The sequence below is a fragment of the Paenibacillus apiarius genome, assembly GCF_017052585.1.
Classification (GTDB): domain Bacteria; phylum Bacillota; class Bacilli; order Paenibacillales; family Paenibacillaceae; genus Paenibacillus_B; species Paenibacillus_B apiarius.
This window is the reverse complement of record NZ_JAFFHZ010000001.1, coordinates 2,378,806-2,396,084: the sequence shown is the minus strand read 5'-3', so window position 1 is coordinate 2,396,084 and position 17,279 is coordinate 2,378,806. Positions and strand designations below refer to the sequence as shown.

Sequence of the window (17,279 nt, the reverse complement as noted above, 5' to 3'; positions counted from 1 at the left end):
AAAAACTCCCGCACCATTAAGGTTTCACGCTAGACGCGCACCTTATTCGTACAGGAGTTCTTCTATGCAGATATATGATTACTGCTCCATCTGTTTGCCGAGGAAGCCAGCAGCCGTTTCCGCCATTTTCATTTCCATTTGCGCCATTTTAACACTATCGTCCTTATTCAACAGCACGACTGTGCCGATAGGGTCGCCGCCCGTTACAATAGGAGCCACTACGAACGAAGAGAATGGTTCTTGATTGTCTTTAACGATTTCGTAGTTGCCTGAATTCGTCTCGACGACTGTCTTGCGGTTTTCCATGCAATTTTCAAGCAGCATGCCGATTTGCTTGTCCAAATATTCTTTCTTGGAACCGCCTGCTACCGCGATAACAGTATCGCGGTCGGAAATCATCGTAATATGACCGGTGCTCTCATACAAAGATTCCGCATATTCCTTAGCAAAATCGCCTAGCTCTCCGATTGGGGAATATTTCTTTAGAATGACTTCGCCATCACGATCTACAAAAATTTCAAGTGGATCTCCTTCGCGAATCCGCAATGTGCGGCGAATTTCCTTTGGAATAACAACACGTCCGAGGTCATCAATACGACGAACAATACCAGTAGCTTTCATAAATGGTTGCCCCGCTTTCCGTAAGTAATTTTAGGTCTACTGTATTATTGTTAATTAGGAGAGATGCGGTATGGATTCTAACACTGACCATAGTATTCAACTACTCCCAAGTTCTTATACATACACATGATACGTAGGAAAAGCCATCCAAGTTGCAAAAAAAATCACATTTTTCGACATCAAACGACAACTTTTTAGTTCATTTTCTCATAATTTTCACATTTTGTCCAATTCCTTTAGCACTAATTGGTTTTAGTATCTGTTTTTGTCGAATCGGTATAGTTCTTTCGACTTGTCCTTTTACGATGTCCACAGGAAACTACTTATAGTATGCCTACATTTCTCCAATTCATGAATATAACCCTCAAAAAAAGCGGCCTCTGCCCGAAACGGGAGAAGCCGCTTTGCATTGTTATACAACCATGTTCAAGCAGTGCGAGGATAATTACTTCGTTCCTTCCGTTTTATCCTCTTTCTTGTCTGTCGCTCCAGTGTCCTTCGGTGTTTCTTTGTTCGCGTCTTCCTTCTTGTCGTTCTTCTCGCCTTCTGGCTTCGCTTCTTCCATCTTCGGCAAGTCAATCTTCTTAATCAGCTTGTCCAAATCTTTTTCCATAAAGCCGTTCATGATTTCGGAAGCGGCACGCGTGCGCAGCGTTGTCTTCTCGTCCTCGGTCAACTTGTCATACGTCTTCACGGTACGCGATTCCACGCGCATGACATGATAGCCATAATCCGTCTCGACTGGATCGCTCACTTCGTTAATCGGCAGCGTCAGCGCCGCTTCCTTGAACTGCGGCACCCAGTTGCCAACAGGCGTATCTTTATACAAGCCGCCGTTCTCTACGGAGCCTCCGTCATCGGAATATTCCTTCGCCAGCTTCGCGAAATCCTCGCCTTTCTTCAAGCGGGCAGAAATCTCCTTCGCCCGCTTAAGCGCGTCTTCTTTCTTGCGCTCTTTGCCTTCCTTGTCTTTAAAGCCAATCAAAACATGGCGAACGGACGCAACCGTCATTTCCTTTTTGTCTTTTTCGAATTGAGCTTTTAATTGGTCTTCCGTCACTTTATCGTTGTAGTCTACGACAACGGTCAGGATGCGCGTCATATACTTCAGGACGTCGTCTTCCGTTATTTTTTTCTCGGTCAAAGCTTCCTTGAAGCCCTGCTGCTTCTTCATCGTCTCCAGCTGTTCCTTGGCTTTCTTCTCGCCCTCTGTCTTGGACTTGTCGGATGCCTTGCCTTGTAGATATTCATAAGCAACCTGCTGCTTCAAGAAGTATTCGCGGAATTGGTCCATATTAATAAGCTGAGCATATTCCGGATACATCAGCAGCATGTTGCTTAACTCTATGTCGAACTCTTTTTGTGTAATTTCTCCGCCTTCATACGTAGCTACGACTTTGCTGTCGTCTTTATTTGCTGTTCCTGCTCCGGAACCGGCATTGCTCTTGCCGCAGCCCGCCAATACGGAAAGCGCGAGCACTGCAGACAATGCAAGCATTAGCCACTTCTTGGAACGCGTCTTGTTATTTTGCAACATTTTGCAATTCTCCCTTCGATTTGATCGCATCTTTCGCCTCTTGCATGAATTGCTCAAGCTTCATCAACAGCTGCATTGCGTCCATTCCACGCGCGTTCACTTTTACGATGCCATGCGTATTCCGGTCTACTGCAATACGTCGATCAATGCTAGTGGCGATGGCAGCCAATTTCTTACGGTCTAACCACGGTTCAGCCGAAGGGTGGACCTTTAAGGTGACCGCATCCCCGCGTTGCACAATGGATTCCAATCCATACTGCTTCGCATACAGCTTCAGCCGGGCAACGGCAAGCAGCTGCAATACGGCGAGGGGCGGCTCCCCGAAGCGATCGATGAGTTCATCCCGCAATTCTTCGACTTCGTCTAATGAGGCAAGACCGGCTACTTTTTTATAGATCTCAATCTTCTGAATACTATCATAAATATAATTCGGCGGCAAATAGGCGTCGATGTTCAAATCGATAAGCGTAGAGAGCTCCTGCTGTTCCTCGATTGCGATGCCATCCAGCTCGGCTTTCCGCTTGTTTATTTCATCTCCAAGCATTTGTGAGTATAAGTCGAACCCGACCGAGGCGATGAAGCCGTGCTGCTCCGCGCCGAGCAGATTCCCCGCTCCACGGATGGACAAATCCCTCATCGCGATTTTGAAGCCGGAACCGAGCTCCGTAAATTCCTTAATTGCCTGCAGCCTTTTCTCCGCAACCTCGTTTAATACTTTATCCCGTTGATACGTAAAGTACGCGTATGCAATCCGGTTCGAACGCCCGACACGGCCGCGCAGCTGGTACAGCTGGGACAAGCCCATCTTGTCCGCATCATGCACGATGAGCGTGTTCACGTTCGGTATGTCCACGCCCGTCTCGATAATGCTCGTGCTGACGAGCACATCGTACTCTCCGTCGAGAAAATCCAAAATGGTCTTCTCCAGCTCCTGCTCCGACATTTGACCGTGACTGACCGTCACCCGGGCCTCCGGCACGAGCATCTTGATATGGTCTGCCATTTGGTGAATCCCCTGAACGCGATTGAACAGGAAATATACTTGGCCATTCCGCGCAAGTTCCCGTTCAATCGCCTCCCGCACGAGCGCATCGCTATACTCGAGCACATAGGTCTGAACCGGGAACCGGTTCTCAGGCGGTGTCTCGATAACCGATAGATCCCGCACGCCCAGCATGGACATATGAAGCGTACGCGGAATCGGCGTTGCAGTTAGCGTCAGCACGTCCACGTTCATCTTGAGCCGCTTCAGCTTCTCCTTATGGGTGACGCCGAAGCGCTGCTCCTCATCAACGATCAGCATGCCCAAATCTTTGAAAACGACATCCTGCGAGAGCAAACGGTGAGTGCCGATAACAATATCAACAACGCCTGTCTTCAGGCCTTTAATCGTCTCATTCTGTTCCTTGCGCGAGCGGAATCGGCTCATTACTTGAATGTTGAATGGATATTCGGCAAAGCGTTCCCGGAACGTTTCATAATGCTGCTGCGCCAAAATGGTGGTGGGCACCAAAATCGCAACCTGCTTGCCCTCAATCGCCGCTTTAAAGGCAGCGCGCACCGCGACCTCCGTCTTGCCGTATCCAACGTCCCCGCAGAGCAGGCGATCCATCGGGCGAGGCATCTCCATATCTTTTTTAATCTCCTCGATGGTGCGAAGCTGGTCGCGCGTCTCATCGTAAGGGAACATTTCTTCAAATTCGCGCTGCTCCGGCGTATCCTTCTCAAAGGCATAGCCTGAAGAAGCTTGTCTTGCGGCATACAGCTTAATGAGATCGTCCGCAATATCTTTAACCGATGAGCGGACTTTATTCTTGACCTTTGTCCATTCCGTACCGCCCAGCTTATAAACCTTCGGCTCCTTTTCCTCCGAGCTGACGTAGCGCTGAATAAGATGGAGCTGATCGACCGGAACGGACAGTTTGTCTCCGCCGGCATACAGGATATGCAAATAATCTTTATGAATGCCGTTGATCTCCAACGTGCCGATGCCGATATATTTACCGATCCCGTGGTTCTGATGAACGACGTAATCTCCTACTTTGAGCTCCGTATAGCTGCGGATTCGTTCCGCGTTGTCCATCTTCGCGCTCTGCTCCGTCCGCCGCGCCTTGCGCTGCTTCTGCGAGAACATTTCGCCTTCGGTAATGACGACTAGATGGACAGACGGCAATTCGAAGCCGCTTTGCAAGTTCCCCTTTAGAATGGTCGGCTCGGGGATCTGATAATCCTGCAGCACGCGCCGGATGCGATCCGCGCGTTCGTCTCCGTTCGCAAGCATGATGACGTTGGCGCCGGTCTTCTTCCACCGTTCCATTTCCGCCTTGAGCACGTTCATCTGACCGTGGAAGTTCTGCATCGTGCGGCACATGACGTTAACGATATTTTGCGGCTGCGTATGCGGCACCTGTCTTAAAAACAACGCCATGAAGACGGTTTGGAACGGACGCTTGGCAAGCGTATCATCTGCATTCAGTCCAAGCTGGAGCGATGGCAGCGTCTTGCCGTTCTGCAGCAGGTGCGTGCTCCATTCCATTTCGTCGCGATCCAATTGCTTCGCCGTCTCCATGACGCGCGCAGGCTCATCCATAATAAGAAGCGTGTCCTGCGGCATATAATCGTACAATGTGTGCTGCTCCGGATAGAGCACTGACACATACTTATACATTTCTTTGAAGTAGACGGAACCGCGCAATCGTTCGATTTCATAGCCGATTTCTTGCTCCAGCTTATCCTTTACCTGCCGATCGGCCATCTTCGATAGTTGGTCTTCCAGACGTGACGATGCCGCTTCAGCCGCTTGGCCGAAGCGTGTCTTATCCGCAATCAAGTCTTGGCTTGGCGTGATCGTCAACTGCTTCAGCTTCTCCATAGAACGTTGATCGTGCGGATCGAACGATCGAATCGAGTCGACTTCATCGTCAAACCACTCAATCCGGTACGGGAATGGCGAAGTGAGCGGATAGATATCGACGATGCCGCCGCGTACGCTCATTTCCCCTTTCGTTTCTACCCGTTCGGTCCGCTCGTATCCGAGAGACACCATCTGGTCCAAAAATTTCTCCAGCGGGAGCACATCACCTAGCGTCAACGACACAGTCGCTTGAGCCATCACTTCGCGGGCAGGCAAAAACCGCCGCAATCCAGCATACGGCGTGACGACAATTCCGCGAAAGCCTTGGGCAGAGCGTGTCAGCACTTCAATTCGTTGCGCATTCACCTCGGGACTCGAGATGGCCGCTTCCGCAGCCACCAGCTCGTTCGCCGGATAGAGCAGCACTTCGTCTGAAGAGAGACACTCCTGCAAATCCTCCGCTACCTTCTGCGCGGAAAACATATTATGCGTTACCACGAGCACCGGCCGTTCCAACTGCTTATGGAGCGCGGCCATCATTACTTGGCGTGCCGAACCTGACATGCCGGACACTAATTGTTCCTTCATTCCCGCGCGAATGCCGGCAGCAATGGATTCAATATCGCGTTCTTCGGATAATGCTTGCATGAGTGCATTTAACAAAGGACAGGCACCTCTTTCTCACCCAAAAAATTACGGTATGCTAGTTTCAGGTCCGAAAGTGAGAAGTCCTCTCGCCCTTCAACATATTACGCGCGTGCTTCCAAGTATAAACGGACCGTGCCGCCTAAACCCTACAAGGAAGAACGGGTTCTGCTAGATTTAGTGCTCATTCAAAATAAGCCTCGGCAAACAAGCCAAGGCTGACGTATGTTCCGTATATCAAGCCGTCATTGCAAAGGCGATGGCAGCAGCGACAATTCGGGGTGCATTTGTATCGCTTCCGTACAATAATCGCAAGTCATCCGCACCGTTACGTCTCCATTGGAATGAACCAATATATATTGATGGCGCTCCTCTGGCGTTAGCTGATGAAAGCCCAGCCGGGTTTCATCAATGCCGCTTCCTTCAATGCGCCCAATTAACGTATGACAATGTTTGCAGACATAGTTCACAGACATCTATATGCCTCCAATTCAGGGAATATACCGTTTAGTATGTCCCTAATGAAAGCAAATTAGCCTATTAGCCGTTAAATTTCGCCATCGTTTGATCAAACGTATGCGTTAACGCATACTCAACTGCGTCGCATGTCTTGTCCACCGTCTGCTGGAGCGTGTCCTGATCTTTTTTTGCAAACCCTGACAACACGTAGTCAACGATTTCACGTCCTGGCTCCGGCCGGGAAATGCCCATCCGCACCCGGTTGAAAGATTGTGTCCCGAGATGCTGAATAATGGATTTGATGCCGTTATGCCCCCCGGCACTGCCTTGATACCGCAAGCGCACTTTGCCTAGCTCCGTATCCATATCGTCATACAAAACGATGAAATCTTCGATGTCCGCTTTATAGTAATCCATATAGGCACGCACGGCTTCACCCGATAAGTTCATGAATGTCATCGGTTTGATAAGAGCTACCTTCTCTGTGCCGACCCGGCCTTCGCCGATTAACGCCTTGCATTTGCTCTCCCGTATGTCGATGCCAAAGCGATTCGAGAGCTCATCTATGGCCATAAAGCCAATATTGTGGCGCGTCGAAGCATATTTCATTCCCGGATTCCCGAGACCTACAATCCATTTCAAGACTGCTCCTCCTTTCAAATGCCGATAAGGGTTACTTCTTCGGCCGCAGCCAAAGACGTAACCCTCGTTCAACTATACTGCTTCTGCTTGCATCTTCACAATTCCATAAGAGCTGGCGCCCTTATTCAATTTCGAACAATTTACTAATCGATAATTCTTCGTGAACGCGAATGATCGCTTCACCCATTAACGGTGCAACCGACAGCACATGCAGCTTGCTGGACGGGTTTTCATGCTTGATCGGGATCGTATCTGTAACGATCACTTCTTTGAACGGAGACTGCTCCAAACGATCCATCGCAGGACCGGACAGAACCGGATGCGTGCAGCAAGCATAGACGTCTTTCACTCCAGCTTTGACCAACGCATTCGCCCCAAGGACAATCGTTCCTGCCGTATCGATAATGTCATCGATAATGATGGCAGTCTTGCCCTTGATATCCCCGATGATGTTCATGACTTCACTGACGTTCGGCTCTGGACGGCGCTTGTCGATAATCGCAAGCGGCGCGTTCAAGAAATCAGCCAATTTGCGGGCGCGTACGACACCGCCATGATCAGGCGATACGACGACAACATTTTCTAATTGCTTCGAGCGGAAATACTGCGCCAAAATCGGGACGCCAAGCATATGATCCACTGGAATATCAAAGAAACCTTGAATTTGCGTCGCATGCAAATCCATTGTAATAACACGATGCGCACCTGCTGTTTCGATCAGATTCGCCACAAGCTTCGCCGTAATAGGATCGCGCGAACGAGCTTTGCGATCTTGGCGAGCGTAGCCATAGTAAGGAATGACAACGTTAATGCTCTTTGCCGATGCACGCTTTAATGCGTCCACCATTACGAGCAACTCCATCAAGTTGTCGTTTACCGGATAGCAGGTCGATTGTACGACATAGACATCGCAACCGCGTACACTTTCAGACAACTTAACTTGAATTTCTCCATCGCTAAAGCTCTTCGTTTCTGCATCGCCCATCGGAATACCGATGTATTCTGCAATCTGGTTCGCCAAATTAGGATTGGAGTTACAAGTGAAAATTTTCAACTTGGAATCACAATAAGTCATGATATTAAAAACCCTCCGTGCCGGTTCTTGTTCATCGTTATTTAATAATGTCCGTTAATGGTGTTGCTTAGCTTATCCGTTAATGGTCTCAACTTTAAAGGCTCTCATCTACATGCTAAACCATAATTAAGCGATGACGCAACTATATTGCTTACGATTCCCGTTCTTTCTTTGCTTTAGCACGGGCGCGGATCTTATCCGCGTAGCCCGGCTTGTTCACCTGACGTTCACGGGCAATCGCCAATTCATTATCTGAAACATGGTGTGTAATCGTTGAACCTGCAACGACATAGGCTCCATTGCCCACGTTGATCGGTGCGATGAGATTGACATTGCTGCCGATAAACGCATCGTCGCCGATTTCCGTAACGGATTTATTATATCCGTCATAATTGACCGTAATCGCCCCACACCCAATATTTACATTCTTGCCTACTTTCGCATCGCCAATATAACTTAGATGCGAAACTTTCGTATGATCGTCCAGAGAGGCATTTTTAATCTCAACGAAATCGCCAACCTTGACGTGTTCGCCAAGGCGCGCACCCGGGCGCAAATACGCAAACGGGCCTACGCTGCTATCGCTGCCGATAACGGCTTCCTGCACCACTGATTGCTTAATATGCACACGCTCGCCTACGAAGGAATCGGTAATTTCCGTATTCGGTCCAATCACGCAATCCGCTCCGATGGTCGCACGTCCTTTCAGACTCGTTCCGGGTTCAAGCACCGTATCCGGTCCGATCTCGACGTCCGCTTCGATATACGTCTGCGCAGGGTCGATAATAGTAACACCATTTAACATATGGCGTTTGTTGATCCGCTCCCGCATCAAGCGCTCTGCCTCCGACAGCGCCAATCGGTCATTTACGCCGATCGACTCGCCGATATCACCCGTACAAAAAGCTTGTACGGTTTCTCCTTGCGCTTTCATAATGCCGATAACGTCAGTCAAATAATACTCTTGCTGGGCGTTATGGTTTGTAACCTGCTCCAGCGCCGCAAACAGCTTTGCGTTATCAAAGCAGTAAGTCCCCGTATTAATCTCCTTCACCGACTGCTCTTGCGGCGTGCAATCTTTCTGCTCAACGATTTTCAAGACCGAACCATCCATGCCGCGAATAACCCGGCCATAGCCGGTCGGCTCCTCCAGTTCAGCCGTCAAAATCGTCGCTGACGCCTGTGCACGCGCGTGCAGCTCCATCAACTGTGCCAACGTCTCCGATGTCACTAGCGGCGTGTCTCCGCAAATGACGAGAGTCATGCCCTGTTCACCATCAAGAAGCGCCTTTGCTTGCTTTACTGCATGTCCAGTACCAAGTTGTTCCGCTTGTAAAGCAAATTCCGCGCGATGACCCAGGTAGCTTTGAACTGATTCGGCACCGTGTCCCACGACAACGACTGTGCGCTCGCACTGCACGCGCTCTACCGCATCTAGAACATGTCCCACCATCGGTTTTCCACACACCGGATGAAGCACTTTATACAACTTCGACTTCATGCGTTTGCCTTGTCCAGCAGCAAGCACAATGGCCATTCTTTTCAAAGCGTTCGACCTCCTGCTCTCCCTTTACTCCATAGTAGAATATATCTCATTATGAACAAAAAGAAAAGAGAGCCCCCTATGATTGGCTCTCTTTCTTTGCAACCCCAATATTAACCAAAAAATTATGCGCCCTCTTCAATAACTTCCTCTTCCGTAGCTGCGCGCTCATATTCAGCCAATACCGCAGCTTGAATCTTCTCGCGTGTCGCCGATGAAATCGGATGAGCAATGTCGCGGAATTCGCCGTCTGGCGTCCGCTTGCTCGGCATCGCTACGAACATGCCGTTGTTACCATCGATAACACGGATGTCATGGACAACAAATTCGTTGTCGATCGTAATCGAAGCGATTGCTTTCATTCTCCCCTCTGTGTTGACGCGGCGGAGTCTGACATCAGTAATTTGCACGTGTGTTCACCACCTTTTTCCATCAAGACTTGGTGTATAATTCCACACGCGCAACTAAAATCCTTCTTAAATTTGCCAAGAAACAAACTTTTTTTGAATTTTTTTAACCTTCTTTAGCCATTTCGACAAGCTTCGATTTATATCGCTGCAATGAGTTCAATTTCGACAAACACATCTTTGGGAAGCCGCGCTACTTCAACCGTGGAGCGTGCTGGCTTATGGGAACCGAAGTACGATTCATAGATGGCGTTGACTTGTGCGAACTGATTCATATCTTTTAGAAACACAGTGGCTTTTATCACATTATCCAAAGAAGTGCCCGCTTCTTTCAAAACGGCCTGCAAATTGCGGAATACTTGGTGCGTTTGTTCCTCGACGCCGCCCTCCGTCAACTGACCTTCTGGAGTCAGTGCGATTTGACCGGAGGTAAATACGAGATCGCCCCATTTGACTGCTTGGGAATACGGACCTATGGCAGCCGGCGCCTCGGTTGTCGCAATCATTTCTAATGCATTAGACATAGAAAGACCTCCTCTTGGTGATGCTTATCGTTCGATCATGACTTCATGATTATCAAAATAGTTCCCTGGTTTCACTATCAACTGACGTGATCGCGGCTCCGACGCGGACACGCGAATCAAAGAGACGTAATCAGTCAGCAAGCGCTCCTCTTTCAACACGTCTTCCGACTCTACCAGCACGCCGACTCCCGCTACGGTAGCGTCGAATTCGTGCAGCAAATCCACCATGCCGTGCACGGTACCGCCAGCCCGCATAAAATCGTCCACAATAAGGACACGCGAACGTTCCTTCAAAGCCCGCCGCGCCAGCGTCATCGTATGAATGCTCTTCTGGGAGCCAGACACGTAGTTAATGCTGACCGCTGAACCTTCCGTTACGACATGGTCGCGGCGAACTAATACAACCGGCAAATTAAGGTGGGCTGCCGTAGCATATGCAATTGGTATCCCTTTCGTCTCCACCGTCATGACCACATCGATATCACGTCCAGCAAAAGCCGATGCAAACATCCGGCCAACATCGTTCATCAGTCCAGGTTGTCCTAATATATCCGTAATATAAAAGTAGCCGCCTGGAAGCATCCGATCGGGTTGCTCCATTGCTGTGCATAACGACTCAATAACAGGCAAAGCCTTATCAGGGCCGCATTTCGGGATATATTTCACCCCGCCAGCCGCTCCAGCCAGCGTGAGCAATTCGCCTGTTCCTTCCGTCTCGCACACTTCCTTAATAATAGCCAAATCTTCGCTGATGGAAGACTTGGCGGCCCCATACCGTTCAGCGAATGTTGTGAGAGGGATGAGCTTATGCGGATTAGACATGAGATATTGTGTCATTTCGACCAGACGAGCGCTGCGCTTCAATTTTTTCATCGTAACTCCTCGCTCAAAACCGAATAATATATTGTTGATATTACATGAATGTACGTTATTTATCAAGACAACAACAGATTGTCAAGACAAAAATTTCATTTTTCGTAACGAAATTGCCTTAAGCTCCATCATGTCGTTACACTTCGTGATCAAAAGTTAACCTTTAGGAGAGCATGCGGACGGCGTATACCTCCTTGCAGAACCCGCGCAGGCCATTGTAAATCCGTGCGATCTTCGATTCCTTGGACACTAAGCCAAATACCGTCGGGCCGCTTCCAGACATGAGCACGCCTTCTGCGCCGAGCTTCTCCATTGCTTCCTTCAACTGCTGCACCTGCGGATGCATCGGCAGCGTCACGTCCTCCAGCACGTTGCCTAGCGATTCGCACAAGGCATGAAAGTCTTGGCCTTGGATTGCCTGCAGCATCCCCGCCAAGGAAGGATGCTCCTGAATATGCTGCACCCTCAGACGTCCGTAGACATCGGCCGTAGACACGTTAATGGGCGGCTTGGCAAGCACTACCCAACATTGCGGCGGGTTCTCGATCATTTCGAGCTTTTCGCCCCGCCCCCGGGCAATCGCCGTGCCTCCCGTCACGCAGAACGGCACATCCGAACCAAGCTCCGCACCTAACCGCTGCAGCTCCTCGTCCGAAATGCCAAGCCGCCATAACCGGTTCAAGCCGCGCAGCGTCGCTGCAGCATCACTGCTGCCTCCGGCCAAGCCCGCTGCGACAGGTATCTTTTTGTCCAGATGAATATATACGCCTTGCTTCACTTCATATCGTTCTTTAATTAGTTTTGCCGCTTGGAACGCCAAGTTCTTCTCATCTAACGGTATGTAACCTGCTTGACTGGAGATGATAATCGTGTCGCGAGGCAGTTCGTCCATTTCGAGACGGTCCGCTAAGTCCACCATCGTCATTACCATTTCGACGTCGTGATATCCGTCCTCACGCTTGCGTAACACGTCCAGTAGCAAATTAATCTTGGCTGGCGCCTTCTCGTATACTTTCACTCGCGTTCACCCTTCTTTATCCTACGGATCGCTTACGTTATTATAACAGACTCTACTTGGCAAGTCATTCGCGTAGAACGGGATATCATTGATACCAGCTTTGCCTTTTTTTCCATGGTCCAACCATAACCAAACACTGAATAAGGAAAGCGAACAGAAGTGACGATGATGTCATTCCGTTCGCTTCTTTTGGGACAACAATCGATTATTTCTTCGCTGCGGCTTGCTCGGCCAATTGAATGGCGCGCTTGACCATATCTCCTGCATCTTTGGCTCGGATGGCCCCCCATCCGTATTGGGCAACGGTGTCATAGAAGCCGAGGTCTTTTGCTAATTCGTACTTCAACTCCTCAGACATAAAGCTGCTGCGCCTTCTTCGACCCATCGTCATACCTCCTTCGGCGGAATCCGTTCCGATTCCAAAAATGTGCGCATTTCAATACGCTGCGCGAGGCGTGTATCTATAATGTTGGTTAGAGCAAAAAGGGTTATTCGCTGCGACCCGATCATATTTGTGGGCAACAAAAAAGCAGCCCATAAAGGACTGCCCGTCATGAACGTTCAACCACGAACGTATTCGATCTTCAGCTCGCCGTTCTCGGCGCATACGGTCACTTCGACCGATTCTGTTAATATATCTGCATAGCTATAGGACACCCGTTTGAACGCGTTCTGTTCCTGGTCCAACTTGACAATAAATACAGAAGGGTAGGTTTCTTCCAACACACCCGTGCGTTCAATCGTCTTACGACGACCACCGTTTGCACGGAGCAAAATCTTCTGGCCGACATGAGCTTCAAGACAGCGACGAATTTCAAATAGCGCATTTCTCGCCATTGTAGCTACCACCTCTTTCCTTGTCCATTATAAACAAAGTTAGAGGAAATGTCAAATTAAATAAATAATTATAACAACAAGGTTTGTTAGGTGTCAATGTGTTTTTTTGCCCAATTTCTTAAGTTTCTACAATTCATCATTTTTTATTCAAATTACGGATGGTGTTACATTCAAACTAGACAAATCTTTCCATTTCGGCATTCCAACCCGGTAGCTCCCCCGTGTCTCGATTCCGCCCAATCCATCCAATCCCGTCATCGTATGCGACGTAATATCGCCGATCTGCACCGTCTCACCTATGGACGTATAGGAAGCCTTTACAGCGACATACACCGGATCCAACGCATGTATCATAATCCGGCCCGGGGAACTGGCGAAGTTCGCTCCTGACTGCAGGAGCGCCTCGAAGTGGGATTGGCATGCTCCCGCTACGACGGTCAGTAAATCAAGATGGCGTTCGAACTGTCTGGCGATTTGGACGGCCTTCACGAAGTTTTGCGAATTTTTATAGCTCTGCAAGCTGTACAAATCCCTATCCTTCACGCTTCTCAGCACTCCGTCATGTCCCGTAATGACGACGATGTCCGGATGGACGCGCGGAAGCAAGCGGTACAGCATATCCGCCATGTTCGACTCATGCACGTAATGCCCCTCGGCCGGCACCCGAAGCTGATTGTATATCGCCATGCTCTTCTGCAAATAGTTCGAGTCGCCATCCAAATGAAGTACCTTGCCAGGCATATCGAAATAAGCAGACGAATTGGGGACCTCGGAAAATTTAAACTCGGCGCGGCGGCGTTCGGTCTGTTGGCGTTGATGCTGTTCAATTGACTTCACCGATTCCAGCATATGGATATGAGCTTGCTGTGTGCGACGCTTAATCGTTGCTTCCGATACATTGACCAAGTCTTGAACCGGAGAATCGGCGAGCAGACGAAATTCAGTCCCTTTTATAACCGCCATATCCTGAAAAACCGCATCGATGCGAAATGTAATATCGCCGCCGTATGACTTGCGTACGACCAGATCTCCTTGCTTCATAGGATCGATCACCTCTTCAACCATCCTATGGGCAAAAGTGTAATTTGGTGATTGCCTATATTGGCGATCGTCTAGTTGGCTAGGCAATGCAGAAGCTTATCCAGCCGCATCCACCGCACGTCCGATGCAATCGCTTAAGCGGGCGAACTCTTCAAGAGACAGCGTCTCTCCCCGTCTTGTCGGTTCAATGCCTGCAGACGCAACCGCTTCGGCCAAAGACTCTGTCCCGCACACATTGCCGTAGCGCGCCTTCAAATTGTTCCATAGCGTCTTGCGCCGCTGAGCAAAGCTGGCCTGCACGACCTCAAACAGACGCTGTTCGTCCGCCACTTGAACAGGCGGTTCCTCCCGCACGCGCAGTCGAATAACGGCAGATTCTACATTGGGCTGCGGAATAAAGACCGTACCCGGAACGGTGCAAACAAGCTCTGGCACGGCATAGTATTGCACGGCCACACTTAAGCTGCCATATTCCTTGCCCCCCGGACTTGCAGCCATTCGTTCAGCCACTTCTTTCTGAATCATGACGACAATATGCTTCAGCGGCAGCCGCTCCTCCAACAGCTTCATCATAATCGGCGTGGTCACATAGTAGGGAAGATTAGCCACAACGCTAACTTTCTCCACTCCATGGAACTGTTCGCGGAACAGCTCCCGCAAATTTACCTTCAGCACATCGCCGTGAACGACCTGCACATTCGGATAGGGTTCCATCACTTCGTCCAAGATGGGGATGAGACGCTGATCAATCTCTACAGCCGCTACACGGCCTGTCCGCTTCGCCAACTGTTCCGTAAGCGCTCCAATCCCCGGACCAATCTCCAAAGCTCCTGTAGCGGCATCCAGCTCGGCTGCGTCGACAATGCGCCGCATCACATTCATATCGATCAAGAAATTTTGTCCCAGACTCTTCTTAAAAGAAAAGCCGTGCTTGCGAACAATTTCCTTCGTTCGCGAAGGTGTTGCGATATCCGTAAACGATTGATTCATTCGATTCATGTCTCCTTCTGCTGTTGTTGCGCGGCAAGATTGTATGGATCCAATTCATTCAATGCCTGTTCGAACTCTTTCCGCCCGATTTGAAACATGGCGCAGCGTTTAAGCATCTGCTTCGCATTGCAATAACCGATACCCAATCGTTCACCCAGCTGTCTGCGGCGTTCGGCGGAACCTGCATAAGCCGTCAACCCCGCTTCCACCAAATCTGTCCACGTAAGCTCCGCATGGAGCGCCGGCATTTCTGTACGTATCTGCTGCAGCGCTTTGCGTATCGCTTCCGGGGAAGCATTCTCCACCCCGAGATCCCCTTTCGCAATCGCTTCGTGCCTTGGCAAGAACGCATGCTTGCAGCCGGGAACCTGTGCTGCGATCAGCTTGCGTATTCGCTCTCCGGCATGGTCGGGATCCGTAAATATAATAACGCCGCGCCGCTCTTGCGCCAAAGCGATGCGGCGAATGGTCATGTCATTGAGTGCCGATCCCCCTGTCTCGATCGTATCGGCCTCCACGGCGCGCTGAATGGCGACGGTGTCGTCTTTTCCTTCTACGACGATTACTTCTCGTATCAACGTTCTTGCTCCTTCCTCATGTCCCCCACTTTTGATCACGAAGCATCTCAAGATGTGACTCGGCATCGAATCTTGCATTCACCCTTGAAGTCCGGTACTCATGCAGTCTCGCCTGCACTCCGCTCCTCCTTCTTCGGGTTCTTGCAACCTTCTCGGTGCTGAAAAGTGGCCTTCCTAAAGTACCTCTAAAAAGCACAAAAGAAGAGGGATCTCCCTCTCCTTAGCATGACATAAATCGTTATCCATTACTATATCCTAAATACACGGCAGCAAACCGGAAGTCCTCTGCCTCGTCATCACATCAATTAATTCGCTTCCGGCTTCACCGGACCGATCACATATACCGTATGGCCCTTTTTCCGGCCAAACTTCCGTACTGCGCTTTTGCTATCGTAATAAACGTCAATAATTTTGCCTTTAACCGCTCCGCCTGTATCTTCCGCGCGCCGGAAGCCGATGCCTTCGATATACACCCACCATCCAAGCGGAATGAGCTTCGGATCTACCGCAATCGTACGCCCTTCAACCACCTTGGTTCCGGAAGCGGTCTTCGCTCCAGCAGAGCCTTCTTGTTCCGTATAAGCAGTTAATTGAACGTTTTCCAGCATATCCTTGTAGCTGAAGCCGACTTTACCGGAACGGGCATTCGAAGAGCTTGCCGACAGAACCGCCACTTCCGGTTCCTTCTTCGTTCCGTAGGCTAAAATTTGATTGACCTGCTTCGTCTGAACGGACTTATCCACTAATTGCGAATATACAAGCTTTCCGTCCTCGTAAACTTTTTCAATCTTTTGGACGACGATTCCTTCTTTCCCCTTTTGAACCGTCTTCGTCTTCCCCTTCAACAAGCTAGGGTCAGCTTTCTTGACGACTTGGAATGGAACCTTCACTTTCCGCTCTACTACGTTCTTGCTGACGCGCACGATACGAACGTCCATATTGTTTGCAACGGCAGCATCTTTACTCGGGTATATCTTATCCGTTTCTTTAACGGGTATTTGGAGCGCTGCTAAAGCGTCGCTCACCGATTTTTTGGTCGTATAGTGTGTCTTCTTCTGTCCGTCTACCATCACGTTAATGGGCAATGCGCGTTCGATGACGATGTTGTCGCCATCTGTTATTTCCGCATCCAACGGTTTGGATACTTCATCATGCGCACCTAACGCTATCGCATGCTCATCCAAAACATTGCGCAGCGTCTCTTGGCGTGTTTCCAAAGCGTGCTCTTGTCCATCTACGCGGACGGACAGTGTCTTCTTCGATGCACCATACATATATAATACCATAATCAACGTGATAACAACCGCAACAGCAGCAATGACAGACACGACACGTACATTTTCATGCTTCCATCGCATTGCGAGCGACATGCTGGATGATCGGGGTTCATGGGTTTCATCATTAACGATCTCTCCCACTTCTCGGTCCTCCTTACATAGTCCCGCCGTCGAGTGTTTTGCATGATTCCATCTGACGCGACTATATCAAGAATGTTTGTGAAGAATACGTTCATCTGTCGGGCTTATACGCAAGCCATGGTCGAATTCTTCACACCAACTCCAGTAACGGCTGCTCCCACCTCCTATTTCTTACACCCTATGACGTCTTTCTTTTCTTTATTCGAGAAAAGAAGTT

General features: G+C 49.6%; 17 protein-coding genes. All 17 read right to left on the bottom strand.

Annotation, left to right across the window (positions count from 1 at the left end; genetic code table 11):
• Positions 1–78 precede the first annotated feature (78 nt).
• The 17 genes from spoVT to JSQ80_RS10850 all read right to left on the bottom strand — a co-directional run bounded on the left by spoVT (position 79) and on the right by JSQ80_RS10850 (position 17,062).
• A complete protein-coding gene (spoVT, locus tag JSQ80_RS10930; protein WP_087434334.1) occupies positions 79–621 on the bottom strand; it encodes a stage V sporulation protein T in 543 nt (180 codons plus the stop codon).
• Positions 622–1,066: 445 nt separating this feature from the next.
• Positions 1,067–2,158: a peptidylprolyl isomerase gene (locus JSQ80_RS10925; RefSeq protein ID WP_206095316.1), complete on the bottom strand. Its 1,092-nt coding sequence runs from the start codon at positions 2,156–2,158 to the stop codon at positions 1,067–1,069.
• Positions 2,145–5,675, bottom strand: coding sequence for a transcription-repair coupling factor (gene mfd / locus JSQ80_RS10920; RefSeq protein ID WP_206095315.1), 3,531 nt, complete (start codon positions 5,673–5,675; stop codon positions 2,145–2,147). The genes JSQ80_RS10925 and mfd overlap by 14 nt, the downstream gene beginning before the upstream one ends.
• Before the next feature lie 227 nt (positions 5,676–5,902).
• Entirely contained in the window at positions 5,903–6,133 is a 231-nt protein-coding gene (locus JSQ80_RS10915) for an anti-sigma-F factor Fin (RefSeq protein ID WP_087434331.1), read from the bottom strand.
• Between the two features lie 64 nt (positions 6,134–6,197).
• The gene (gene pth / locus JSQ80_RS10910; RefSeq protein WP_087434330.1) at positions 6,198–6,758 is read right to left on the bottom strand and encodes an aminoacyl-tRNA hydrolase; all 561 of its coding nucleotides are present in this window, start codon (positions 6,756–6,758) and stop codon (positions 6,198–6,200) included.
• 121 nt (positions 6,759–6,879) lie between these two features.
• Positions 6,880–7,833, bottom strand: a complete 954-nt coding sequence (locus JSQ80_RS10905; protein ID WP_087434329.1) for a ribose-phosphate diphosphokinase — start codon at positions 7,831–7,833, stop codon at positions 6,880–6,882.
• A 151-nt stretch (positions 7,834–7,984) separates the two neighbouring features.
• A complete protein-coding gene (gene glmU / locus JSQ80_RS10900; protein WP_272491114.1) occupies positions 7,985–9,379 on the bottom strand; it encodes a bifunctional UDP-N-acetylglucosamine diphosphorylase/glucosamine-1-phosphate N-acetyltransferase GlmU in 1,395 nt (464 codons plus the stop codon).
• 122 nt (positions 9,380–9,501) lie between these two features.
• A complete protein-coding gene (gene spoVG / locus JSQ80_RS10895) occupies positions 9,502–9,786 on the bottom strand; it encodes a septation regulator SpoVG (protein WP_005545528.1) in 285 nt (94 codons plus the stop codon).
• A gap of 137 nt (positions 9,787–9,923) precedes the next feature.
• Positions 9,924–10,307, bottom strand: coding sequence for a RidA family protein (locus JSQ80_RS10890; protein WP_206095314.1), 384 nt, complete (start codon positions 10,305–10,307; stop codon positions 9,924–9,926).
• A 24-nt stretch (positions 10,308–10,331) separates the two neighbouring features.
• Positions 10,332–11,180, bottom strand: a complete 849-nt coding sequence (gene purR / locus JSQ80_RS10885; RefSeq protein WP_087434326.1) for a pur operon repressor — start codon at positions 11,178–11,180, stop codon at positions 10,332–10,334.
• A gap of 163 nt (positions 11,181–11,343) precedes the next feature.
• Entirely contained in the window at positions 11,344–12,198 is an 855-nt protein-coding gene (gene ispE / locus JSQ80_RS10880; RefSeq protein ID WP_206095313.1) for a 4-(cytidine 5'-diphospho)-2-C-methyl-D-erythritol kinase, read from the bottom strand.
• 205 nt (positions 12,199–12,403) lie between these two features.
• Positions 12,404–12,583: a small, acid-soluble spore protein, alpha/beta type gene (locus JSQ80_RS10875; protein ID WP_087434324.1), complete on the bottom strand. Its 180-nt coding sequence runs from the start codon at positions 12,581–12,583 to the stop codon at positions 12,404–12,406.
• 176 nt (positions 12,584–12,759) lie between these two features.
• Positions 12,760–13,035, bottom strand: a complete 276-nt coding sequence (veg, locus tag JSQ80_RS10870; RefSeq protein ID WP_087434323.1) for a biofilm formation stimulator Veg — start codon at positions 13,033–13,035, stop codon at positions 12,760–12,762.
• A 147-nt stretch (positions 13,036–13,182) separates the two neighbouring features.
• On the bottom strand, positions 13,183–14,076 hold the full coding sequence (gene yabG / locus JSQ80_RS10865; RefSeq protein WP_206095312.1) for a sporulation peptidase YabG: 894 nt from the start codon (positions 14,074–14,076) through the stop codon (positions 13,183–13,185).
• A gap of 96 nt (positions 14,077–14,172) precedes the next feature.
• The gene (gene rsmA, locus JSQ80_RS10860; protein ID WP_206095311.1) at positions 14,173–15,066 is read right to left on the bottom strand and encodes a 16S rRNA (adenine(1518)-N(6)/adenine(1519)-N(6))-dimethyltransferase RsmA; all 894 of its coding nucleotides are present in this window, start codon (positions 15,064–15,066) and stop codon (positions 14,173–14,175) included.
• A gap of 5 nt (positions 15,067–15,071) precedes the next feature.
• The gene (gene rnmV, locus JSQ80_RS10855; RefSeq protein ID WP_087434320.1) at positions 15,072–15,644 is read right to left on the bottom strand and encodes a ribonuclease M5; all 573 of its coding nucleotides are present in this window, start codon (positions 15,642–15,644) and stop codon (positions 15,072–15,074) included.
• A gap of 305 nt (positions 15,645–15,949) precedes the next feature.
• A complete protein-coding gene (locus JSQ80_RS10850; RefSeq protein WP_206095310.1) occupies positions 15,950–17,062 on the bottom strand; it encodes a ubiquitin-like domain-containing protein in 1,113 nt (370 codons plus the stop codon).
• Between the last annotated feature and the right edge of the window lie 217 nt (positions 17,063–17,279).

Excerpts from the sequence above, each read along its gene's own strand:
- spoVT (WP_087434334.1), bottom strand. The coding sequence starts at position 621 with ATGAAAGCTACTGGTATTGTTCGTCGTATTGATGACCTCGGACGTGTT.
- JSQ80_RS10925 (WP_206095316.1), bottom strand. The coding sequence starts at position 2,158 with ATGTTGCAAAATAACAAGACGCGTTCCAAGAAGTGGCTAATGCTTGCA.
- JSQ80_RS10915 (WP_087434331.1), bottom strand. The coding sequence starts at position 6,133 with ATGTCTGTGAACTATGTCTGCAAACATTGTCATACGTTAATTGGGCGC.
- JSQ80_RS10905 (WP_087434329.1), bottom strand. The coding sequence starts at position 7,833 with ATGACTTATTGTGATTCCAAGTTGAAAATTTTCACTTGTAACTCCAAT.
- JSQ80_RS10890 (WP_206095314.1), bottom strand. The coding sequence starts at position 10,307 with ATGTCTAATGCATTAGAAATGATTGCGACAACCGAGGCGCCGGCTGCC.
- purR (WP_087434326.1), bottom strand. The coding sequence starts at position 11,180 with ATGAAAAAATTGAAGCGCAGCGCTCGTCTGGTCGAAATGACACAATAT.
- JSQ80_RS10875 (WP_087434324.1), bottom strand. The coding sequence starts at position 12,583 with ATGGGTCGAAGAAGGCGCAGCAGCTTTATGTCTGAGGAGTTGAAGTAC.
- veg (WP_087434323.1), bottom strand. The coding sequence starts at position 13,035 with ATGGCGAGAAATGCGCTATTTGAAATTCGTCGCTGTCTTGAAGCTCAT.
- yabG (WP_206095312.1), bottom strand. The coding sequence starts at position 14,076 with ATGAAGCAAGGAGATCTGGTCGTACGCAAGTCATACGGCGGCGATATT.
- rsmA (WP_206095311.1), bottom strand. The coding sequence starts at position 15,066 with ATGAATCAATCGTTTACGGATATCGCAACACCTTCGCGAACGAAGGAA.